The 24472-nt window shown below is 40.7% G+C and carries 19 protein-coding genes; 11 read left to right on the top strand and 8 right to left on the bottom strand.

Annotated elements, in window-relative coordinates:
- Positions 1–475 precede the first annotated feature (475 nt).
- From FR932_RS08615 to glpD, 4 genes are all read left to right on the top strand, one after another.
- Positions 476–1645 carry an MFS transporter gene (locus FR932_RS08615; protein ID WP_019441123.1) on the top strand — a complete coding sequence of 390 codons (1170 nt, stop codon included), beginning with the start codon at positions 476–478 and terminating at the stop codon, positions 1643–1645.
- Between the two features lie 459 nt (positions 1646–2104).
- Complete coding sequence (locus FR932_RS08610; protein ID WP_019441122.1) at positions 2105–2962, top strand: MIP/aquaporin family protein; 858 nt, start codon at positions 2105–2107, stop codon at positions 2960–2962.
- 175 nt (positions 2963–3137) lie between these two features.
- Positions 3138–4670 (top strand): glycerol kinase GlpK, encoded by a 1533-nt coding sequence (gene glpK, locus FR932_RS08605; protein WP_019441121.1) that lies wholly within the window; start codon positions 3138–3140, stop codon positions 4668–4670.
- Between the two features lie 362 nt (positions 4671–5032).
- A complete protein-coding gene (glpD, locus tag FR932_RS08600; protein ID WP_026032118.1) occupies positions 5033–6622 on the top strand; it encodes a glycerol-3-phosphate dehydrogenase in 1590 nt (529 codons plus the stop codon).
- A 131-nt stretch (positions 6623–6753) separates the two neighbouring features.
- Here glpD and FR932_RS08595 read toward each other — a convergent pair whose 3' ends face one another.
- The gene (locus tag FR932_RS08595) at positions 6754–8436 is read right to left on the bottom strand and encodes an electron transfer flavoprotein-ubiquinone oxidoreductase (RefSeq protein ID WP_019441119.1); all 1683 of its coding nucleotides are present in this window, start codon (positions 8434–8436) and stop codon (positions 6754–6756) included.
- A gap of 213 nt (positions 8437–8649) precedes the next feature.
- On the opposite strand from FR932_RS08595, the gene FR932_RS08590 reads away from it, so the two are divergent.
- Positions 8650–9666, top strand: a complete 1017-nt coding sequence (locus tag FR932_RS08590) for an ABC transporter substrate-binding protein (RefSeq protein ID WP_019441118.1) — start codon at positions 8650–8652, stop codon at positions 9664–9666.
- Positions 9667–9752: 86 nt separating this feature from the next.
- Here FR932_RS08590 and FR932_RS08585 read toward each other — a convergent pair whose 3' ends face one another.
- From FR932_RS08585 to FR932_RS08575, 3 genes are all read right to left on the bottom strand, one after another.
- Positions 9753–10175, bottom strand: a complete 423-nt coding sequence (locus tag FR932_RS08585) for an SRPBCC family protein (RefSeq protein WP_019441117.1) — start codon at positions 10173–10175, stop codon at positions 9753–9755.
- A 97-nt stretch (positions 10176–10272) separates the two neighbouring features.
- A complete protein-coding gene (locus FR932_RS08580; RefSeq protein ID WP_019441116.1) occupies positions 10273–11550 on the bottom strand; it encodes a polysaccharide biosynthesis protein in 1278 nt (425 codons plus the stop codon).
- Positions 11551–11628: 78 nt separating this feature from the next.
- On the bottom strand, positions 11629–12270 hold the full coding sequence (locus FR932_RS08575; protein WP_019441115.1) for a LysE family translocator: 642 nt from the start codon (positions 12268–12270) through the stop codon (positions 11629–11631).
- 115 nt (positions 12271–12385) lie between these two features.
- Between FR932_RS08575 and FR932_RS08570 the strand changes: the two genes are divergently transcribed.
- Positions 12386–13309 carry a LysR family transcriptional regulator gene (locus FR932_RS08570; protein ID WP_019441114.1) on the top strand — a complete coding sequence of 308 codons (924 nt, stop codon included), beginning with the start codon at positions 12386–12388 and terminating at the stop codon, positions 13307–13309.
- A 138-nt stretch (positions 13310–13447) separates the two neighbouring features.
- On the opposite strand, the gene FR932_RS08565 is transcribed toward FR932_RS08570, so the two are convergent.
- Positions 13448–14596 carry an iron-containing alcohol dehydrogenase gene (locus tag FR932_RS08565; RefSeq protein ID WP_019441113.1) on the bottom strand — a complete coding sequence of 383 codons (1149 nt, stop codon included), beginning with the start codon at positions 14594–14596 and terminating at the stop codon, positions 13448–13450.
- A 148-nt stretch (positions 14597–14744) separates the two neighbouring features.
- On the opposite strand from FR932_RS08565, the gene FR932_RS08560 reads away from it, so the two are divergent.
- Positions 14745–15629, top strand: coding sequence for an AraC family transcriptional regulator (locus FR932_RS08560; protein ID WP_019441112.1), 885 nt, complete (start codon positions 14745–14747; stop codon positions 15627–15629).
- 19 nt (positions 15630–15648) lie between these two features.
- Here the strand turns inward: FR932_RS08560 and FR932_RS08555 are convergent, their stop codons facing one another.
- From FR932_RS08555 to FR932_RS08545, 3 genes are all read right to left on the bottom strand, one after another.
- Entirely contained in the window at positions 15649–18912 is a 3264-nt protein-coding gene (locus FR932_RS08555) for a hybrid sensor histidine kinase/response regulator (protein ID WP_019441111.1), read from the bottom strand.
- Positions 18913–18968: 56 nt separating this feature from the next.
- Complete coding sequence (locus FR932_RS08550) at positions 18969–19664, bottom strand: response regulator (RefSeq protein ID WP_019441110.1); 696 nt, start codon at positions 19662–19664, stop codon at positions 18969–18971.
- Between the two features lie 182 nt (positions 19665–19846).
- Positions 19847–20755, bottom strand: a complete 909-nt coding sequence (locus FR932_RS08545) for a homocysteine S-methyltransferase family protein (protein ID WP_019441108.1) — start codon at positions 20753–20755, stop codon at positions 19847–19849.
- A gap of 403 nt (positions 20756–21158) precedes the next feature.
- Between FR932_RS08545 and FR932_RS08540 the strand changes: the two genes are divergently transcribed.
- The 4 genes from FR932_RS08540 to FR932_RS08525 all read left to right on the top strand — a co-directional run bounded on the left by FR932_RS08540 (position 21159) and on the right by FR932_RS08525 (position 24458).
- Positions 21159–21365 (top strand): cold-shock protein, encoded by a 207-nt coding sequence (locus FR932_RS08540; protein WP_019441106.1) that lies wholly within the window; start codon positions 21159–21161, stop codon positions 21363–21365.
- A gap of 200 nt (positions 21366–21565) precedes the next feature.
- A complete protein-coding gene (locus FR932_RS08535) occupies positions 21566–22465 on the top strand; it encodes a DMT family transporter (protein WP_019441105.1) in 900 nt (299 codons plus the stop codon).
- On the top strand, positions 22459–22974 hold the full coding sequence (locus FR932_RS08530) for a MerR family transcriptional regulator (RefSeq protein ID WP_019441104.1): 516 nt from the start codon (positions 22459–22461) through the stop codon (positions 22972–22974). Before FR932_RS08535 ends, FR932_RS08530 begins: the two co-directional genes overlap by 7 nt.
- Positions 22975–23087: 113 nt before the next feature.
- Positions 23088–24458, top strand: coding sequence for a glutamine synthetase family protein (locus tag FR932_RS08525; protein WP_019441103.1), 1371 nt, complete (start codon positions 23088–23090; stop codon positions 24456–24458).
- The last annotated feature ends 14 nt before the right edge of the window (positions 24459–24472 follow it).

Here is a 24472-nt window from a genome sequence, read left to right as displayed (position 1 = left end):
TAACTGTTATCTTACATTGCTATCACCTCAAAACCCTCATTACATACGTTATTAAGTGCGCTTTTTTACCTCTCTGATCATCGTTCATCATAGAATTAACAATGACTTTAAAATGCATTTTAAATTAATATTTAAAACCTCTATTAACAGTAGTTAATTTACTCTTAGGTTACCGTTAAAGTGATTTAACCTTGTGTAAACAGCACTTTGGTATTCACGTGTTAATCAAGGCGTTTCGTTTTGGTTAACGTATCGAAAGTGTGATGGCATTAAATGTTAACATGGATGTAACCTGTTGACATGCGGTACTTAAGCGCAGTTTATTTCCTTTTAAATTATTTTATGTTTTATTGAAAATAAACTTTACATCACATTAAATTAGGATTAAAGTCTCGCCGAAATATGCAGTAACCAGTGACTGGTACACATATAGCGGCTTAACCTATATTTAAACAATTTAACTTGAGGATACAAGGTGGGAACATTCGCCTGCACAAACCCAAAAAACAGCACATTTGTACCTGTTGTCGGTTTGTCATTTTTTGCTATTGCATCGGGCTTTTTAATGAGCCTAATTCCGTTATCTTTGCAATCTTTTGGACTAAGTCTTACATTAACACCTTGGTTGGCAAGTATCTTTTATCTGGGACTATTAATCGGGTCATTACAGATAGAAAGTGTCGTCGCAAGAATGGGGCACCGCCTTGCGTTTATTTTGTTTTTAAGTGTACTGCTGTTATCGATCTTTTTGATGATCGCATTACCAAGTGCAGCAACCTGGTTAGCGGCTCGTTTTATTGCCGGTGTTGCCGTAGCAGGGGTATTTGTTGTTGTTGAGTCTTGGTTATTAATGGCCGACACCGCAAAACAACGCGCTAAACGTTTAGGTTTATACATGACCTCTTTATACGGTGGTAATGCATTAGGCCAGTTAGCACTTGTTCCTATAGGGGCTGTTGGGATCTTTCCTTACAGCATAGTGATAGGTGTATTGTTGGTTGCTATTTTACCGCCGTTATTAATCAAGGTGGGGCAGCCTGATTGCACTGGGCACCAAAAGATCAAGTTTGCTGAACTAAAAACACTAAGCCGTCCTGCCATTTTAGGATGTTTAGTTTCTGGTATGTTAATGGCGCCTATTTATGGGTTAATGCCTTTGTACCTTAAAGCACAAACAGGCAGTGCAGAGCAAACGGGTATGCTAATGGCGATTATTATTTTGGGCGGCATGTTAGTGCAACCAATCGTTAGCTACTTGTCACCGAAAATGAGTAAGACATTATTAATGTCACTATTTTGTTTATTGGGTGTACTGGGCGTCATTGGTATATTAACGACGCATGACTCAGTATTGCTGAGCTCAAGCTACATGTTGTTGGGTGCGAGTGTATTTTCACTCTATCCCGTTGCTATCTCGTTAGCGTGTGACAGTTTAGGCGTGAGTAAAATTGTTGCGGCGACCGAGATCATGTTGCTTAGTTATAGCGCTGGCTCTGTGGCAGGACCTGTCGTGGCGCAGAGCTTTAAGCACTACAACAATGGCTTGATTATGTACCTTGGTGTTTGCATGCTGACTATGTGTATTTACATGCTAATCAAAAGTGCGACATCAAAACCAAGCGATCACTCTGCAATCCCGCAATAGGGTTTCAGAGGGGGCTGTTACAATACGCAGACCTTGTGGTGTTGCTATTAACACGGTTAAGCCTACAAATGGCTTAACCGTGTTTTGTTCGTTTTAATAATTTCACCTTACAGATGTTCGCTTTGTTACATTTAGCCTGCTCACCTTAACTTCCCTTACGTTCATGCTTGTTAATAAGCTATATGCGCAGTAATTACCATTTTAATACTAATAAAGTGTTAAATATTGTTGCTAACTATCGTGTAGCGCTTAGTCATATATGCACTGATCTCGATCAACCCCGTTCGATATAGCGTGTTTTATAGCTAAATATATTTCAACATGTCTCGTTTGAATGCGTTTATGTGCTCGAACGCTCATTTTTATTCCTTGTTTGTTTTAATTATGTATAAAAAGTGTAAATTAAAATTCACACGAACATTGTGTATACCCTACATAAATAAAACAAAGGAATGAATCATGGCTAGCAATAAACAACATACTCTGATGGGCGAATGCCTGGCTGAGTTTATTGGAACTGGACTGTTAATATTTTTTGGTGTCGGCTGTGTAGCTGCACTGGTATTAACGGGGGCAAGTTTTGGTCAGTGGGAAATTAGTATTATTTGGGGTATGGGTGTAGCAATTGCTATTTACTGTACCGCGGGTGTTTCTGGCGCGCATATTAATCCTGCCGTGACGATTGCACTTGCAGCGTTTCACGGATTTGATAAAAGCAAAGTACTACCTTATATATTCTCGCAACTCGCAGGTGCTTTTTGTTCTGCAGCGTTAGTATATGGACTATATAGCAACTTATTTACTGACTACGAAATAGCTAACGGCTTCTTGCGTAACAGTGAAGCGGCATTATCCACAGCTGGTATCTTTTCTACTTACCCACACCCATCATTAACATTCATCGGCGCATTTGCGGTTGAGTTTGTGATCACCGCGGTATTAATGTTCGCTATCTTAGCATTAGGCGATGAAAGTAACGGCGAGCCGCGTGGCGCAATGAACCCTGTACTTATCGGTGTACTAATCGCGGTAATCGGTGGTTCTTTAGGTCCACTAACTGGTTTTGCGATGAATCCAGCACGTGACTTTGGTCCTAAACTGTTCGCTTATTTCGCGGGTTGGGAGTTTGCATTAACAGGCGCTAAAGATATTCCTTACTTCATCGTTCCTATCTTAGGCCCAATTGTAGGCGCATGTTTCGGTGGTTGGTTATATCCAAAAGTGATTGGTCAATATTTACCATCTGCAGGTCATGGTTGCACTATTCCAAACCAGTGTGATGAAGTATCTGTTGAAGCTAAAACAGCTGAAGTATAAGTTCGCGATATTGAAAAGTAACATCGCATAAATTTTGAATGCCATCTAAGCGACTTTGATTATTGTATTGTTAAAACAAAAAATAAATAAACAAGTAAATCAATAGTTAACATCAAAGTATCGCTTGGGTATATAATTAAACATAAGTACTCTATGAAATTAAAAGGACTTCGTAATGACTGAGAAAAAATACATTATTGCTTTAGACCAAGGTACAACAAGTTCTCGTGCCGTTATTCTTGACCACGATGCAAATATTGTTAGTGTATCTCAACGTGAATTCACGCAGATCTATCCGCAAGCGGGTTGGGTTGAGCATGATCCACTTGAAATCTACGCAACTCAGAGCTCAGTATTAGTTGAAACATTAGCCAAGACTGGCATCACTAGTGATGAAATTGCCGGTATCGGCATTACTAACCAACGTGAAACAACGATTGTTTGGAACAAAGAAACAGGTAAACCGGTTTATAACGCGATCGTATGGCAATGTCGTCGTACTGCTGATATCTGTGACAAATTAAAAGCACAAGATGCAAGCTTTGAAGAATACGTACGTGAGAACACAGGTTTGGTTGTTGACCCGTACTTCTCTGGTACAAAAATTAAATGGATCCTTGATAATGTTGAGGGTGCACGTGAAGACGCTGAAGCCGGTAAACTATTATTCGGTACTGTTGATACTTGGTTAGTTTGGAAAATGACCCAAGGACGCGTACATGTAACTGATCACACTAACGCATCACGTACTATGTTATTTAACATCAATACACTGCAGTGGGATGAGAAACTACTTAAGATCCTTGATATTCCATTATCAATGATGGCTGAAGTGAAATCTTCTTCAGAAGTTTACGGTCAAATGAACTTAGGTGGTAAAGGCGGTACGCGTACCCCAATCGCTGGTATTGCTGGTGATCAACAAGCTGCACTTTATGGTCAAATGTGTGTAGAACAAGGCCAAGCGAAAAACACCTACGGTACGGGTTGTTTCTTGTTAATGAACACGGGTAAAGAAAAAGTAACATCGCAGAATGGTCTACTTACTACCTTGGCATGTGGTCCACGTGGTGAAGTCGCATACGCACTCGAAGGCGCGGTATTCATGGGTGGTGCTTCTATCCAATGGTTGCGTGACGAAATGAAATTGCTTGCTGATGCAAAAGATTCTGAATATTTTGCAACCAAAGTAGATTCGTCAAACGGTGTGTATGTTGTTCCTGCGTTTACTGGTCTAGGCGCACCGTACTGGGATGCTTATGCACGTGGTACGATTGTTGGTCTAACGCGTGGTGTTGGTGCAAACCATATTATTCGTGCCACATTAGAAAGTATTGCGTATCAAACACGTGACGTACTTGATGCGATGCAAGCTGATTCCGGCATTAAATTGGCTGAACTACGTGTCGATGGCGGTGCTGTCGCGAATAACTTCTTAATGCAATTCCAATCTGACGTGCTCAATACGACGGTATTACGCCCTGCTGTTACAGAAGTAACGGCACTTGGTGCGGCATACCTTGCGGGTTTGGCTGTTGGTTTCTGGGATGGCCTAGATGAATTATCTGATAAAGCTGTGATTGAAAAATCATTTATGCCACATGATGATGATGTTAAACGTCAACGTCGTTACCGTGGTTGGAAACGTGCAGTGAAAGCGGCGCAATCATGGGCTGAAGGCCATGATGAAGAAGACGACTTGCTATGAGTTATATAACTAGTGCTTAGGATTGATTGCCAATAGGTAATCACCTTAGTCGAATTAGAAGAGCATCATTATATTGATATAGTGGTGCTTTTTTTTGGGCTTTTTTTGAGTTTATTTTTGGTAGGTTGGGCATCTTCAACAAAGTAGTCTATTTTTGTCATCAACTTGACATATTTGTGAGGCTTAATAGCCATTCGAACATTATTATCGTGTTTACTTTCGTCATTAATGTTCGCTATGTAAAAATAAATGCGCGAATTCGAAAGTAAATGATGATTTTAATAGCAAAGTGTTCTATATTAGTTGCAGATGTTCGAAAGCGGTCGTTCGCTCAGACAAGAATGTATTAAAGTGAGTTAAGTATGAATAATGGAAACCAGAAAGTAATGGCCAATAATGTGACTGATAATAAAGCAAACAATGAAGTACTAGACCTGATCGTTGTAGGTGGTGGTATTAATGGCGCAGGTATTGCAGCGGACGCTGCTGGTCGAGGCCTAACTGTCGGATTATATGAAGCAGCCGATTTTGCTTCAGCTACATCATCAGCAAGTTCTAAACTTGTTCATGGTGGCTTACGTTACCTTGAACATTACGAATTTCGTTTAGTGTCTGAATCACTTGCAGAGCGCGAAGTATTACTCAAGAAAGCCCCACACATTGTTAAACCGATGCGTTTCCGTTTACCGCACCGTCCTTTCTTACGTCCTGCGTTATTAATTCGTGCAGGTTTATTCCTGTATGACAACTTGGGTAAGCGTACAACGTTACCAGGTAGTAACCAAGTGAACTTAGCAAAATCAGGTTTACTTAAAAAAGAAATTACCAAAGGTTTTGAATATTCAGATTGTTGGGTTGATGATGCGCGTTTAGTTATTCTAAATGCGATGGCAGCACAACGTAACGGTGCTGAAGTTGAGAACTATTGCCGTGTAGAAAAAGCTGTGCGTAAAGATGGCTTATGGCAAGTAACGATTGTAAATGATCAAACAAACGTGCGTTTCGAGCGTACTGCACGTGCATTAGTGAATGCGGCTGGTCCTTGGGTGAAGCAATTCTTCGATGACAGCATGGAAGAAGAATCACCACGTAACATTCGTTTGGTCAAAGGTTCACACATAGTAGTACCACGTATTCATGATGAAGAACAAGCTTACATTCTCCAAAACAAAGATAATCGAATTGTGTTCGTTATTCCTTACATGGAAGACTTTTCAATCATAGGTACAACTGACGTTGAATACGTTGGTGACCCACGTAAAGTTGCGATCTCTGATGACGAAGTAGAATACCTGATTGATGTGGTAAACGAACATTTTGTGAAACAGCTTGCACCGAGTGATGTCGTTTGGACTTACAGTGGCGTACGTCCATTGTGTGATGACGAATCTTCATCACCACAAGCCATCACACGTGATTACACATTGGAACTTGAGCAAGAAGGCACACAAGCGCCATTGTTATCTATTTTTGGTGGAAAATTAACTACTTACCGTAAACTTGCTGAGTCAGCAATGACACTGATTTCACCGTACTTTGATAAGTTAGGTAATTCGTGGACAGCCGATACGCCATTACCAGGCGGTGATTTTAGCTACCCACGTACGCAGTTAGTTGCTAACATTTGTTCACAGCATTTATGGCTAAACCCTGAAACAGCGAAGCGTTATGTGAACCAATTTGGTACAGATACTTGGAAATTATTCGCTGATTGTAAATCTGAGGCTGATTTTGGTATTCACTTTGGTCACGGTGTTTACAGCCGCGAACTTGATTACTTGATTGAAACAGAGTTTGCTAAGAAAGCAGAAGATGTATTATGGCGTCGTACTAAGCTTGGTTTGTACTTAAATAAAGCACAACAAGCGGCTGTTGCAGACTACATGGATGCGCAGATCATTGCTGCACAAGCCATAAAGCTAAATTCGGTAAAGCTAGATAAAGTTGGTTAATGGCGTAACTCACTACGCTCATTAATCAACTCATACTAAAGCGCCGCTAATCACTGATTAGCGGCGCTTTTTTGTTGCTGTCATGCAGCTGTTCTTGAGAGCGTATCTTAGCCGTGCCTTCAGCATCGAAGCTACATGCCTGAATAATTGGGGCCGCTACCGCCTTCAGGTGGTGTCCAAACGATATTCTGTGATGGGTCTTTGATATCACAGGCTTTACAGTGGATACAGTTTTGCGCATTTATTTGGAATTTGACTTCTTGACCGACCGTGACAATTTCATAGACAGCAGCAGGGCAGTAGCGTTGTGCTGGCTCTGCAAAGCGGGGCAGGTTAGTACACATAGGCACATTAGGATCTGTTAGTTTAAGGTGATTCGGCTGATCTGCATCATGCTGGATATTAGCTAGAAACACTGAACTTAAACGGTCAAACGTTAATACATTGTCGGGTTTTGGGTAGGTGATGACAGTTGAACGGGTAACTTTTTGTAACTGACAATGATCGGGCTTTGAATCGTGTAGGGTAAAGGGTAAACTTTTGTGCAGTATATTCTGTTCAAACCATGTCACTGCTAACATGGTATTGCATCTGTGGGTGATAGGCGCAAAATTACGGGATTGATATAATTCTTGATACACCCAAGACGCTTCATACAATAAGGTGAAATGTTCTAGGCATTGTTCTGGACATTGTTTTGAAACTTGCTCTGTTACTTTCTTAATGTCCTCGTTTGCTTGATAACGTGTTAATGCCATTGCAGCAAAGACAGCTTCAGCACCGAGCATACCTGTTTTCATGGCGGTATGCGTGCCTTTTAATTTTGCCACGTTTAATGTACCAGCATCACAACCAAGTAATAATCCGCCGGGAAATACCATTTTCGGTAAACAATTATAGCCGCCTTTAGTGACAGTCCTCGCGCCATAAGCAAGGCGTTTTCCGCCTTTTAAATAGCGGTTCACTGCAGGGTGTAATTTAAGTCGTTGGAATTCTTCGAAAGGGCTGAGGTAAGGATTTTGATAATTCAAGTCGGTGATGAGACCGACATAAGCTTGATCTTTTCCTATGTGATATAGAAACGCACCGCCAGTCGCGCCGTGTTCTGCTAATGGCCAACCAATACTGTGAATGACTAATCCGGGCTGGTGGAGGTCGGGGTCTATTTGCCACAGCTCTTTAATACCGAGTCCGTAATGTTGCGGATCTGCGTCTTTGTCTAGCTGGTATTTTTCGATTAACTGTTTGCCTAAATGACCACGTGAACCTTCGGTGACCAAGGTATACTTGCCAATGATTTCTATTCCTGGCATAAAGTTGTCTTTTTCTACTCCGTTTTTATCACGTCCCATGTCTCCGGTGATCACGCCTTTAACGCTACCATCGTCGGCAAATGTGAATTCGTTTGCGGCAAAACCAGTGAATATTTCGACGCCCAGTTGTTCAGCTTGTTTGGCTAACCAAATACACAAGTCGCCGAGGCTGATTATATAGTTGTGCTTATTATCTAAGCTTGATGGCACTAACATACTCGGGACTCGGCGGGCTGTCGTGGCGTTTTTTAGGAGCCAAGTTTCATCGCGTTTCACCTGGCAGGTAACAGGAGAATCTAAGTTTTTCCAGTCTGGAAAGAGTTCGTCTAATGCTCGAGGCTCAAAGATAGTCCCCGCAAGGGTATGCCCGCCAATATCAGCGGCTTTTTCGAGGACGCAAACACTGAGTTCGGTTTCAGTGTCTAGTGCAAGTTGACGTAAGCGACAGGCTGCAGATAATCCGGCAGGTCCAGCTCCGACAATGACAACATCAAATTCCATTGAGTCTCGCTTCACACTTAGCCTCCTTATTCATGTAACTATTTTAAGTATTGTGTATGTTTGAATAAGCGCCAACGATATTATTAGTAATTAACTAACTGAATTTTAGCCACAAGTTAACATTTTTAACTAAAGATTAAACTGGGGCTAAAATAGTGCAGTACAATGACGTTATCTATATTTAATACACCCAGTTTAATTTGAGGTTTTATGATGCTTAAAAAAGCACCCTTAGCATTGCTGTTGACCATGGCGTCTTACAATTTATTTGCTGTAAACAGTGCATTTTCAGCTGAATGCGGCTCAGTGACTATTGCGGATATGAACTTAGGCAGCGCAACCTTAGTTGCTAATATTGATGCGTTTATTCTAGAACATGGCTATGCTTGTGACGTTGAAATTGTGCCTGGTAATTCAACCATCACAGCAACGTCGATGATTGAAAAAAACACCCCTGATATAGCCCCTGAATTCTGGACTAACCAGATTAGAGTGACACTGGCGAAAGGCGGTGAAGAAGGGCGTATTGTTGTGGCTGGTGATTTACTGTCTGACGGCGCAGTTTCTGGTTTTTGGGTACCTAAATATATGGTTGAAAAAGATCCGTCTTTAGCAACGCTAGCAGGTATTAAGGCCAATGCTAAGCTATTTAAACACCCTGAAGACCCAACGCGCTCTGCTTTCATGGCATGCCCTGCGGGTTGGACTTGTCAGATCTCAACGACGAACTTATTCAATGCAATGGATCTTGCTGATTACGGATTTGATTTAGTTGATCCTGGTTCCGGCGCTGGTTTATCTGGTTCGATGGCTAAAGCCTATGAAAATAAAGATGCGTGGTTTGGCTATTATTGGTCACCAACGGCCATCATGGATAAATACGACATGGTGCGTGTTGATTTCGGGACTGGTTTTGATCGTGATGAATTTGAAAATTGTACCATTGTGGAAGATTGTGAAAACCCGAAAGTAACCGATTATCCAGCAGCGCCAGTGCAGAGTATTGTGACGACTGATTTTTCTAAACGAGAGCCTGCGGTGATGGAGTACCTTGGGAAACGTTCATTCAGCAATGATGAAATGAACCAGCAGTTAGCGTGGATAGATGAAGAACAAGCAGACGGTGATTATGCTGCTGAACACTTCTTATTAAATAATAAAGATAAGTGGAGTCAGTGGGTACCGAAAGACGTGGCTAAAAAGATTGAAACTGCGTTAGCTGATTTGTAATTCACCCCAGGTCAAACAGAGGTGACAGTTAATTGATTTAAAAAGGAAGCCGAGTGCTTCCTTTGTAAATATTACCGTTTATCCGACTAGGTTAAACTTTCTTTCAGGGCTGATAGTAGAGCTTGATAAATCGGATCACAAAATTCACTCACTTCTTGGCTATTGGCTGATTCGAAGCTTGAATCCCATTTTACTAAAGTACCTTCACTTGTTTCGACCAGTTTCACCACACCAATATAGTTATCGACTGCATCTTTGGCCACTGGACCTGGACCGTCATCAATGCTGTATGAAAAAGTGTGCTGCTCGGCATTTACTGCCGTTAAAGTTTCATGAAAAGCGTCGTTTAATACCCGCCTTGCGCCAATTTCGTGACCTTGTTGCGTACCAACGATACGTAAAGAGGTGATGACACCTGCAGCCCATGATAAATCATGGAAGTTACAGATTGTTTCCCAGATTTTATCGATAGGTGCGTCGATATTTATGGTGTTATGGCAATGTCCCATGCACTTTTCCTTATATGTTGGGCGTACATATTTGAGTCTAGTTATTTCTTTGGGGATCACAAGGTTGGGGCTAGCACTCGCTCGATTTGATGTTTGATTAAATTGCAATGGACACGAGTTTATTGGTCTGTTCATTTAAAATTCGGCGTTCTGCGATACTTGATAGGATGAACATGACGACATACCCAGCACATAGGGCGGTAATGATAGCGACGACATTGTCGGTCATTTTTGACAATAGATGGTACGCAGTAACTAAAGTAACAATGCCCATGATTCGGATTAACAGACTGAGGGTAAATCGTCCGTGCGCTTTTATATAGGCAAGCTGATAAGCATTCAGCATCATAAATACAAAGAAGATCGAGAAGTGGAGTAATACCGGTAGCGCGCCACTATATTCAGGTGGGAATACCAACGCAATGATCGACGCTCCGCCAAAATACATGATTGAGAAAAATGCTATGCCAACGCCAGCGGATAATTTAAATACCCATCGGCGTATTTGCTTCACTTGTTTATGATCGGCGTTACGTATATTCACCGCTAACTCAGGTAGAACAAAGCGATAAATAGGGAAAACAAATAACATCGTCATATAGGTAAAGATAGGGCGAACGACCACTTGGAAATCTCCGAGTTCATCGACGCTAAAATGCGTGATCGTCAAGAGTACGGTGATATAAATCATTAAGATACTGGCTCCGGCTTCTAGAGACGCGGTAAAACTTTTCTTCACGTAACTGATAAGCGGCGGGTCAAGGTGTACCAGAGCTAAGGGAAGTGTAGTTATTGACTTTTTACGACGCACATACATATAAATCGCAATAGAAAGTGAAGATAGCGTGAGCCCGTAGAATAGGGAGGCGAGTGTATCTAGCCCTAAGAAATAATAACAGAACACAAACACAACCACATTACTGATAGGCTCGAGCCAGGTGACTTTATTGGACACCTCGTATAAACGATACATGGCGATAAGGTTGGTAAAGTAGATCTTTAAGCCCATGCCGAAGATGATACCAACCATCTGTAAGTAGCCAACATTAATATTAAGTGAATGTTTAATATAGGGAATGATGGTACCCCAAGTAATCAGTACAATCGCAATTAAACTGAAACGGAAGATATTGATAATATCACGGTCGTTGTGTGTTTGAGAGTAAGTAACCACCATCGAAGATCGAAAACCTGTCATTAAAATTAATGATAGTGAGATGATATCAACGACGGTGTGATACAAAGCTAGATCGCCTTTCGCCACCCATTGTGTCAGCCAAATTTTAAAGGCGAAACCCACACTAATGCTGGCCAGCGTAGCCCAAATACCAGAGATGAATGCTTTCTTAAGACGTTCTAATGATTCGCTTTGCATATGATGGATGATGCCTAACTAGGATAGTGTTGTGTATGAAAGCACATCCTACTTGAAAATGATTCTCATTTAAATGGCTTATATGGAGTTCATTAAGCTAAGTTTGATCGCAATCAGCATTAATATAAATCCAGCCCCTTTATCAATTTTTTGTTTATGGCGATTGAAGCGAGGCAATATATTTGGGTGAGATAACAGTAACACAACCCCGATGTACCAGATAAAATGTGCCAACATAATGATCAAGCCATATCCTATCTGCATGACTAGCGGCGTGTCGATCGATACCACTTGGGTAAAAATACTTAAGAAAAAGATAGATGTTTTAGGGTTTAATATATTGCAGGTAAAACCTAAACGTATCGCGGCAAAGGGTGACATCTCAACCATTTGATTATTTTGATCTGTATTTAACTGAGCGCGTATTGTTAATAATTGCCAAGCAATATAAATAAGATAAGCGGCTCCTAAGTATTTAATTAAATTGAATAACCAGGCCGACTTTGCAATTATGACGGCTAACCCTGCAATTGAATAACTAGCATGTATACAAACAGATAAACACATGCCTAAGCTAGTATATAAGCCAGCTAAACGACCATGGTGAATACTCGTACGGGTCACCATCACAAAGTCAGCCCCCGGTAACACCACCATAAAAATAGCAATGGTAGTCACCGCAATAATTTCTGCCATATACGTATTTATTAACAACTCCATATTTACCTCTCATGATTTAAAATAGGCTCACAACAACGTATTTATTACGCTACAACCATGTTAATTTATGAGGATATTTAAACAATACGCCTATTTGTAAAAGGACTTGTGCTTCATGGACACAAATAAACTGATCCCTTTGTTGCCTGACATGGCGATTTTGGTCACTGTGGTTGAGCAAGGGAACTTTAGCAAAGCCGCCAGAAAACTCGGTATAACGCCCTCTGCGGTGAGTCGTCAAATTAGTCGGTTAGAAGATGCCTTAGGCATTAAACTGCTAGCACGTACTACGCGACAATTGGCGTTAACCGAGTCAGGTAAAATAACGTTCGATTATTGTAAACAGATGGTTGAGTCAGCAGAGCAAGCGGTTAATGCAAGTACCTCTGCGACATCAACTGTGAGTGGGTTATTGAGAGTAGCGGCGCCAAAATCGTTAGCGAGTCGGGTATTAAGACCACTTTTCACTGAGTTTTTAAAATGTTATCCAGATATTCAGTTACATTTAAAAGTGACCGACCGTGTTTTAGATCCGATTCATGATGGTGTCGATTTTCTGATCCATATAAATGACAATCCCATTGAAGCATTGGTCAACGTTAAAATCGGTCGCGTTGAACAGGTGTTATGTGCCAGCCCTGATTTCCTCGCGAACCATGCTTTGCCAACACATCCTGATGATTTAAAGTTTTTACCATGCCTGTGCTTAGGTGAAAACATGGCCGATAACCGCTGGCGATTTAGCAACGAAAATCAACAGGCGACCGTGCATGTGACGGGATCATATTTACTTAACCACAGTGAAATGCGTTGTGATGCCATTGAACAAGGTTTTGGGGTTGGTGGCTTGCCAGATTATATTGCGCAGCAGGGTATTGCTGCGGGGACGCTCGTGCCACTATTGCAAGATTGGCAATTACAGGGAAATTATCACGGTGATATTTGTTTGCAGTATGTGCAAAGTAAATACATGCCGAATAAAAATCGCGTGTTTATCGATTTCATGAAACAGAAGCTACTTGTCATTGAATCGGATTAAGTAGAAGTAGCAGCGGTAGGGGAAATGGAACCTTGTGTTATCAATAAAAAAAGCCAATACCGGATTAACAGTATTGGCTTTTAGTATTTAATGTTCGCAAGTAAAACGACTCGTGTTTAGTGCGTTTTTATCTCGATATTACGCTACAGCGTCTTCTAAAATTTGACGAGTAACATCCAGCGTGATCGCTTGGCTTTCACCTAATGCAACCATACCATGTGCTTCAAGTTGCTTGATAATAGTATCAATCGCAGCCACTTTATCATCACCGTGTTCCGTTAATTGCGTTGGTACTTTAACGTCATGGTAGAAAGCTTCGATAGCAACAATAGTGCGTTCAGCTAAATCTGCAGAAGCGGTAAAACCAAATACATTTTTACCTAGCTGTTCCAATTTAGCGCGTTTCGCTTCAATTTGGTTACGCAATAAAGACGGTTGGATAATCGATAATGAACGTGCATGATCAACATGGTATAGCGCTGTTAATTCATGGCCAATCATGTGCGTTGCCCAGTCATGTGTTACGCCAGAACCAATTAAGCCATTAAGCGCTTGGTTTGCTGTCCACATTAGGTTTGAACGCCATTCGTTGTTATCACGTGCATCGTATTGTTCAGCTAACGTCAGTAAGTTTTTAAGTAATACTTCAGCGTAACCGTCTTGAACCATAGTGCCTGTAGCAGTTGTTAAGTACTGCTCGCAAACGTGTACCCAAGCATCAACAAGACCGTTTACTAATTGACGCTCTGGTAATGTTTTCATTGAATCAGGATCAAGTACCGCAAATTTAGGTTGCACTGCATCAGCCATAAACGGCAGTTTAGTTTGCGTTGATTTTTGGGTAATAACAGAGCCTGAATTTGATTCAGAACCGGTTGCTGGTAGTGTCAAAATAGCACCAATCGCGATTGCTTCAGTTACTTGATGCTTACCAATCAAAATATCCCAACCATTGCCTTCGTACATCGCTGCAGCAGCAACATATTTTGAGCCATCAATAACTGAACCACCACCAACAGCAAGAATGTAATCAATAGCTTGTTCTTTAGCGATAATCACAGCTTTGTCTAGGGTTTCAACTGTTGGGTTTGCTTCAACACCTGAAAATTCTGTCCATGTATGCTCTGCAAGTGCGGCTGAAACTTGGTCATAAACGCCATTTTTCTTAATAGAACCACCACCGTAAATTACCAATACTTTTTTATCTTTTGGAATAGAGGTTGCGACAGTTGAAATTTGACCTTGGCCAAAATGGATTTGAGTCGGGTTAACATAAGAGAATTTCATTGTATGTCCTTTATTTTGATTTATTCAATAATTGCATATTACTATTTAATGCACACTTTAAAAAGGCGGTATTCTCCATTTTAGTTGCCTATTCCTATTTTTGTGAGTATTTTAGTATAGACGTAATGACTAATCTTTAAGGGTGACGATGAATTCTCTAGGCGATTTAATGCAAACATATGCGGATGCGTACGATCTAAATGATCTTGAAGGCATTAAAGAAACCGCTATCCCAGGTGTGTGGTTTTATCGTAGTAGCCAAGGTAATCGGCGTAAACCCTTTGTGTACGAATCGGGCATTATCGTGATGGGACAGGGACGTAAGCATATACATGTAGGTAATCAGCCTGTGCATTATGGCCCTGAAGACTATCTGGTAGTTGGTGTGCCGATGCCGCTAGAGTGTGAAGCTTTCCCGGAGAATGGCGTACCTTTGTTAGGTCTTACCATCAATGTTGATCCGACCTTGTTACATCGTTTAGTCAACGAATTGGCATCAAGTTCTTTTGATTACACATCACGCTGTAACCAAGAGACGTGTGGATTAAGCTCGGTGAAAATGGCGGCGCCGATGTTAGAGAGTTGCAAGCGGTTAATGCTGGCATTACATTCGGATTTAGAAAGTAAAATGTTGGGTGAATCCTTGGTCATGGAGATCGTCTATCGAGCACTTGTCGGGTCAGAAGGGCATGTGTTGTTTGATTTAGCCCAGCACGACGGACAATATGCGAGGGTGGCGAAAGTGCTGACTAAAATGCACCAGTCTTATTCTGAAGCATTGACGGTTCAATACCTAGCTGAGGAGGCTAACATGAGCGTTTCTGCGTTTCATTTGGCGTTTCGTAAGGTGACGTTAGAATCACCATTGCAGTATTTAAAGAAAGTGCGGTTAAATAAAGCCAAAGAATTGATCCAACTTGAAGGTTTGCGCGTGAATGATGCGGCAAGGCTGGTGGGTTATTCAAGTTCTTCACAATTTAGTCGTGAATTTAAGCGTCATTTTAATATGACGCCCAAAAGCAGCACGCATTAATATTGTTGATTTGGGTAGCTTAGCCATCAAAAAGTATTAATGCGGTATCAAAATCAAAATTATTCACATACTCTATTAGCCTCTGGTGATCCGATATAGATAAGCCCAATTCACTGGCTACATACTTTTCGGCTAGTTCGATAGCAATGGTATCTGAATGTTTTAGCGCTTTTGTAAGTTGGTCTATCATCAATGTATTAATAGCCGAGTGCTTTGCCTGATGGCTTGCTTTACCTGTAAACTGCTCCCCGTTGTCTTTAAAATAGTGTGCTAGTGCGGTACATGCGCTTGCTAACATTTGCTCAAGGGTTTGCAGTTGGTCATTTCTTGATGTTTCCCCAATGCCTTTTTCAATTGTATTACAACGCTGATAAATAGCTGAAAAACCTAAGTTACCTGCAAGACCTTTTAAAGTGTGAATAAAGTGCTGTTGCTGGCGTGAATCTAACTCTCCTAATATTAAAGGAGGGGAGGTTTGAGCATATTGTTTTGAAAATCGAGCCAGTAACTTATAATAAAGCGTAATATCATTGTTAGCACAAGATAACCCCATCGCTTGATCAAGCCCTTCAATGTTAAGGCTGTTTTCTATGTTTTCCATGTGATCAATTTTCAGCGCAGTACTAGGGGTAAGTTCAAATTGTTTGAATGTGTGCGCTGGTTTTATCTTGACCCACCTAGCCAGTGTCTTCATCATTTTAGCAATATTGATTGGTTTGCCAATAACGTCATTCATGCCACATTTTTTTGCCTTATTTAAATCTTGTTCCATGATATTTGCGGTCATTGCTATAATCGGTAACCCTTGCAAACGTGGATCTGTTCTTATTATTTTTGACGCTTTATAGCCATCCATTATAGGCATGTGGCAATCCATCAGCACACAATCAAAAGTGCGATGATTGAGGTATTCAATCGCTTCTTGCCCCTGGTTAGCAATCGTTACGTTAATGCCTTTACTTGTTAATATCTCATAGATAAGTTCTTGATTAATTTTGTTATCTTCGACTAATAAAAAATGAGCACCTATCAAGTGTTGTGCAACGGAAATGGTATCTACCTTAATATCGTCTTGTTGAGATGCTTGCGTCAGAGTACTTGCTGAATAGACAGTTTGCTTTGCAGCTAGGACATTTGGTGATGATTTTAAATGTGCCAGAGTGACGTAAAATGAAAAACAGCTGCCAGCGCCAAGATCACTGGTTACTGATATGTCACCTTGCATTAGCTGTGTCAGTTGTTTACAAATAGCCAAGCCCAAACCTGTGCCACCATATTTCCGAGTGGTTGAGGTATCAGCTTGAGAAAATGCAGAAAAGAGGTTGTTTACTTGATCAGGTGTCATACCAATACCGGTATCGCGTACATGACAAACGAGTACGACATTATTGTTCTTGTTCATGTTGCAGGTGAAACTGAATGTCACTTTTCCTGCTTTCGTGAATTTCACCGCATTGTCACCTAGATTGACGAGTATTTGTTTTAGCCTTAAAGGATCGCCAATAAAATTGATTGGCAGGCTGCTATCTATCTCAAAGTGTAATGCTAAGCCCCGCTCTTGTGCCTTTAAGCCAATGGTGTCTGCGACTTCATCTAAAACGTCCGCAATCTTGAAGTCAATTTTTTCAATGGTTAACTTACCAGCCTCTATTTTAGAGAAGTCGAGGATGTCATTAATGATCCTAAGTAACGCATTGGCAGAGCCGTTAACTTTACTAATATAATTTTTCTGTTTAGGGTTTAACTCTGTTTCTAGTACTAAATAACTCATGCCGATAATGGCATTCATTGGGGTTCTGATTTCATGGCTCATATTGGCTAAAAAATCGGACTTTGCTTGTTCTGCTTTTTTTGCTTTTTCTGCGGCAATGCCCAATTGTAGGCTTAAATTTGTAAGCGATATTTGCGAACGACGCATAACATAGCCAAGTAATACGATACTAATTAAAAAGAAAATAGACAGAATAGACATTGTTTGAACTAAATTACGTGACTGGGCCATTTCTTTAAATCTAAACTCTCGAAAATTAGACAAAATATCGTCGGCAATAACGGCCGACTCATTCATTTTATTTCTAATTTCGAACCTCTGTGTTGTTAAATTAGCTAATGCCAAAAAATCATTGAAGTAAAGTTCGATGTTAGGTAACAGTTCATTGAAAGCATTTCGGTCATCTTTTTCTGTAAATAAAGATGAAATAACGTTAACTTCAGTTTTTGTTAAAGTTAACAGCTGCTGAATTTGACTTAATGATAAGTATCGAGTTCTGTGGTCTTGTGCTGATGAAAACTCCCGATTAAATTGTCGCGCAGCATTTATATTATCTAACAAAATATCGAGTTGTTCATAAAACTCTAACCTGCGTAGCATGATTTTTTGAGATATATCGCGAAGTTTAGAGATTGCATTCAACAGGTTTTGTTCGCTAGTTCGTAAATCGGCCGTTAGATCTACAAGTCTTAGAGCATGTGTCTCTATAGCGACAACTAAGGGAGTGTTGATGGTGAGAACTGCATAGTTGTTTATATTTTCAAATTGCTTGAAAAGGGTTTTCAACGTTTTAACTTCGGGCTCCAACTGCATCAGTATATTGACGCCTTCAGGATGGGTAATAGATCGTTTTAAAGTTTTTGTTAGCTCAGTAATTTTATGAAAGTATGCCGAGAGAGGTTTAAGGTCACGCTGTTTATGTGAGATCAATATATTTTTTTTAATAGTGATAACGTCTTCAATAGCGTTCTCTAGTTGATAAACACTTTCTATATTTTCGGTTCTTTCATCCACTTCTACCCTAAAATGCTTCACTTTCAGCTTCTCGTTATCGATGTCCTTTTTTCTCAATGATCTTAGGGCTTCGGCATTGTCATTTGCTAATATGACTGAATTGTTCATGTCTTTGTATTTTTGACGTATTTTACCAGTCAGTAATACGTAATGTTCAAAAGCTGCTCGATATTGATCTGATATAATTAATAACTTTTCAACGTATACCCGGTCAGCGTTATTGATGAATTCTTCAATTAATGGTTGTACGGTTTCAAGATGAGCGGTCGCTGTTTTTGCATCTTGATCTAAACCATCTCGGGTATAAACGAGTTCTGCAATACGAGCGCTATCAAGGGCAATCAATAATTGTCCTGCTTGTGTATACCGATCAATGGCATGAGTTAATTTAGTAAAATGGAACATGCTCGCTAAAGCAATAGTAACAAGTAGAAAAATAGCAATGAAAAAGCCGAGCATGATGCGCTTATTATTTGATTCAATTAATAATTTAGGCATTGTCATCATCTCTCATATGTATGTTATAAATTCAATTTTTTATAATAATGAACGCTTTAGTTATCGTCTAAATCGAAAAATGCCGATATTTTGTGTTTTTCATCTTCATCACCAATGTTTAGCGTTTCTATTAACTGAGTGACTTGTTCTTTATCTGCATCATTCAATGATGTAAAACGTTGCATGATAGAGGCGACATCATCGTTTATTTTGGTGTTATTGTTGCTTGCATAACTTTGGAATACATCGAGCGTATTTCTACAGCTAGCGCCACCCAGAAATATGTTATTTAAGGCTATCATCTCTTCATCACTAATGATGTTGTCGCTGTTCATCTTTGTTAAGTCTGCAAGGTGATGATTTTGAACAGATAAAGAGAATTGGGCTTTTACGCGTGTTTTTACTATGTCAGGGTGATAAGGCTTCGTTATGTAGTCAACTGCACCTAACTCAAACCCTAATGATTCGTCCACGGGAGCGCTTTTTGCGGTGACAAAAATGACCGGGATATGCTTAGTGGCAGGGTTTATTTTTAATAATCGACAAACTTCAAACCCGTCCATTTCAGGCATCATAACATCAAGCAAAATCATATCCGGTTGAGGACTTTGTTGTGCAATCGCTAATGCTTTATGACCGTTTGTTGCCGCTTGTATCTTATATTCAGCGTTAAGAACACCATTTAAAGTTTGGATGTTATCGGCTATATCATCAACAACCAAAATAGTACGTAACGCGGGGGTGATATGCATAGGAAGCCTTTTTATCAACATGACTGGTTATTACTAAAGCACAGGATTCTTGGTTGGACCACGTAAAAATTATAAATTCAATAAATATCAATAAATTTAATGTTATTGAGAACGCATTTACCAGAAAAAGAGATACGATTAATGGCACTGACAAGAAGAAAGCACCATTAATCTAGCGATGACTATGTATTTTTAAGCTCGGCTAGAGCCTTGATGTGTGCAGGCGAGACTCCACAACAACCACCGACGATGGATGCGCCAGCTTTGATCCAGGTTGCTGCAAATTCACGGTATCTTTGTGGAGTGATATCCTTTCTTATTCCTTTAACGGCATTATTGGCTTCGTGCAAGTCGCCAATAGGAGGGAAGTTATTTGCGTATATGCCTAGCTGTACTTCGTCTGCAATACCGAGATCGAATAACGCTTGTTTAGAGACGGTAAGCGCTGTTTCCATGACTTCGGCGCAGCTGCAATTAAATAAGATGGCGGACACATGCTGTCCAGCTATTTGACTTACGGCATCATAAATTAATTCACCAGAACGCAGAGCAGGCGCTGTTGTTATTTCATCTTTAACCGTAAATGCAATCCAAGTTGGTTTATCTGTGGTTGCAGTGCGCGCTTTGATCATGTCTGCTTCTGCAATTGAGGAGATTGTTTCTGCTAACCATATGTCGGCGTCAGCCAGTTGGCTGTTGATCACGATCTCAAGTAAAGGTTTGGCTTTTTCTAGCGTAAACAAATCTGGTCGGTAAGAGCCTAGTACTGGAGGGATGCAACCTGCGACTAGCAAGCCTGGATGATCTGCGACACTCTGTCGTGCTAGCTGAGCTGCAAGCTTCATTAAGTTTGCACCTTCTTCATTAAAACGCTTTTCACCAATATGAAAGGGGACTAATGCGTAAGTATTGGTGGTGATAACCTCTGCGCCGGCTTCTATAAAGCTAGCATGTACTTGCGAGATAAAGTGAGGCGCTTCAATTAAGGCTTGAGCTGACCATTCCGGCTGTTGAAAGGGGGCGCCAACGCTTTGAAGCTCACGGCCCATGCCACCATCAAGGATGATAGGTAATGTAAATGCTACTGTCATACTGGTATTTTAGTCTGTTATCCATAATATAAGAGCAGAATAACCTCAGTGTTGTTGCAACGCAAGTGTGAGTATTAGACATTAATGGGTATTTTTTCGGCAGGGTTAATAAATCAATAGAAAATAAAATCCGAGTTGGTTTCTTAAGTTAAGTGTATGATACTAATGTTTAACTTAACTTTTCATGATGTTTTAGTGGCTGGTAGGACGCTTTTATTTCATGAATAGCTTTGACTTTTTTTAAAGAATCTATAAAGTGTTCCTCAGCAAGAAAACTTTTGTTTACATTCTCCATTTCGTTGTTTTATTCATAATACCTCGCTCTGTAGTTTTTAAGTTCCAAAATTTGTACGCTATCCAAGCCTATTAAGGCAATTCAACATTAAGATTACAGGATATTATTATGTCTAAAGTTCAAGGTACAGTTAAGTGGTTTAACGAAGCTAAAGGTTTTGGTTTCATCGAGCAAGAAAATGGTCCAGATGTATTCGCACATTTCAGCGCTATCTCAAGTGAAGGTTTCCGTACCCTTACTGAAGGCCAGAAAGTAGAATTCACAGTAGGCGAAGGTCAAAAAGGTCCTAACGCTGAAAACATCGTAGCACTTTAATTGCTATGTATTTGGCTCTGATTCAGAGCTGAATAAATATAAAGAATGGTAAGCCTTATAGGGTTACCATTTTTTTTTGCCTGATTAAAAATACAGCCCCTGCATAACCATTAAGACTATCCATAAATTTCTGCTTTACCCGTCTACAGGTGTAGGCTTTATTCTGATACGCTAATTAACAATGAATATGAGCCGTCATCATGCAGAATACTTTAAATCAGCTATCGCCGCGCGTGAAAGGCATATCGCTGGCATTGATATCCACAGCGTTATTCGTTTTTGTTGGCGTGCTTGTGCGTATATTGAATGAATCAATTGATGTATTTCAGATATTATTTTTCAGGCAACTTGTTTTTATTCTTCTATTACTGCCTGCCATTGTTAAAAATAGCGAGCTATTACGCCAGCCTACATGTATTAAACTACATTTATTTAGGATATTGGGGGCGTTCTTTGCGCTGTACTGTGGTTTTCTCACCTTGAGTAATATCCCTTTTGCAGATGCGACTGCGTTAGGGTTCACACAAGTATTGTTTGTTGCTTTTATTTCCAACCTGTTTCTATCTGAAAAAGTTGGAACAATACGTCTTATCACTATCTTGGTGGGCTTTTTTGGTGTCATGCTCGTCGTACAACCGAGTTTTGAGCAAGGCAGTTTTAAGTACGTATTACTCGGTTTAACGGGGGCGTTAGGAGCGGCGACCGCAGTTGTCTGTGTGAGAAAAATGTCTAAAACCGTGCCAAAAGTCGTTCTTCTATCGTATCAAGCCGTGTTTGTTGGTTTAATTTCATTAATGCCAAGCTTGATGTCGTGGCAGTGGCCAAACGGGGAAACGTTATTGTTGCTTATCCTTGTTGGGGTCATATCTTCGATTGCACAGTGGATAGGTATCAGCGCTTATAAATTAGCTGAAGCGAATGTGATTGCGAATGTCGAGTATGCCAAAATAATCTATTCATTATTATTTGGTTACTGGTTGTTTGCTGAACAACCAAACACAATGGCGTTATGTGGGGTGGTCATTATTTTATTAAGTGCTGTGATCCCTTTATGGGTGAACCGACGTGCTAAACAAAAGCAGAAGAGGGGTCTATGTTAACAGTGACTCAATTGGCAAAGGCTTATCATGTATCGCGTACTACGATACTTTATTACGAACGTGCCGGTTTGTTATTACCGAGCTGCCGCAGTGACAATGGTTATCGCTGGTACGGTGACAAAGAACAAAAGCGCTTAGAATCTATTATGTCTTATCGTTCGTTTGGCTTGTCGATTAAAGATATTATTCCTCTGCTCGAGCGTGATGATGACATTAAGCAAGAACAAACGTTACATAACCAATTTAATGCACTAGAAAAAGAGATCCAATCATTACGCCAACAACAAAAGGCCATTGTGATGCTACTGGAACAGCCTACATTGTTAGCCAAGAACCAGCTGACGAAAGCGCGTTGGGTTGGCATCATGAAAAGTGCTGGATTTGATGACGCAGCGATGACCAATTGGCACAAGCAGTTTGAATTGATGGAGCCTGATGCACATAAAGAGTTTCTAGAGTCGTTAAACATTGATGCGGAAGAAGTGGCTAAAATTCGGCGACTAATTTAACGGGTTTATGGACTTTAGCCGACACAATAGAATTACTCTCCCTATACTAAGAATAATGCGATCACTGATTATTAAACGAAACCTTAATCGGTTCAGTAATATAAGGATGTATTATGTTTAGTCCCAGAGCAGTAAAAACCGTTAACGATGCCAAGCAAATTATCGAGCAACGTGGTTTAACTCATATCAAAGTCGGTTTGTTTGATGCCGATGGTATCATGCGTGGCAAGTACATGAGCAAGGAAAAATTCTTTTGCTCTCTCGACAGTGGTTTTTCGTTTTGTGATGTGGTTTTAGGCTGGGATGCCAAAGATCAACTTTACGATAATGTTGAATACACAGGCTGGCATACGGGCTACCCCGATGCTCCAGTGCGGATCTTACCTGATACTTGTCGTGAATTACCTGACGAAGGTAATATGTTGCTGTTCATTGCTGAGTTCTGTGACCATGCCGAAGCCGTCTGTCCTCGTGGCACATTACGTCGGGTACTCGCACGCGCAGAGCGTATGGGCTTTGTGGTTAGCGCTGCATTTGAGTATGAATTCTTCATGTTTAAGGAAACCCCAGAGTCGGTTCGTGACAAAGGTTATAAAAACTTAACACCACTGACGCCCGATTTCTTTGGTTATTCAATGCTCCGTAACTCAGTACATGCCGAACTACATCATCAAATTATGGGGCTTGGTGAAGCCATGGACTTCCCACTAGAAAGTTTACATACCGAAACAGGCCCTGGCGTATTAGAAGCCGCAATCGCTTATGATGATGCGCAAGCGGCTGCGGATAAAGCGGCGCTATTTAAAACCTTCATTAAAGTCTGGGCACAGCGTAATAATTTAATGGCGACTTTTATGGCGAAGTGGTCAAGCGACTGGCCTGGGCAAAGTGGTCACATTCATATTTCGTTAACCGATAAAAGCGGTAAATCGCTCTTTCATGAACCTAATAATAAATACAATATGAGCGACACTCAGCGTCACTTCCTTGCTGGCCAGCAAAAATACATGCCGGAATTTTTAGCGATGATTGCGCCTACGGTAAACAGTTATAGCCGTATGGTGCCCGGATTATGGGCACCGCTTGATGCCACTTGGGGGGTTGAAAACCGCACCACAGCATTGCGGGTGATCCCAGGGTCGGCTAAATCTCAGCGCATTGAATACCGTCTTGGTTCTGCTGATGCAAATCCTTACCTGGCGCTTGCTGCGGCATTAGCATCCGGTCTGATGGGTATAGAGCAGCAATTAGAACCTTATGCGCAAGTGACTGGTAATGCTTATGAGCAAGATCATCCTGAAGCCTTATCTTTACCACGCACCTTGTTTGACGCAGCGCGTAAATTGAAACGTTCTGAAGCAGCCAAAGAGTTGTTCGGACAAGAGTTTGTTGCGCACTATGCTGCTACCCGTGAGTGGGAAGAACGCGAATTTAGAAAACAGGTAACTGATTGGGAATTAGAACGTTACTTTGAAATTATCTAGGGAGTACCTTATCC

The organism is Moritella marina ATCC 15381 (genome assembly GCF_008931805.1).
Taxonomy (GTDB): Bacteria; Pseudomonadota; Gammaproteobacteria; order Enterobacterales; family Moritellaceae; genus Moritella; species Moritella marina.
Note: the sequence above shows the minus strand (reverse complement) of the source record. Positions and strands in the feature narration are given on the sequence as shown.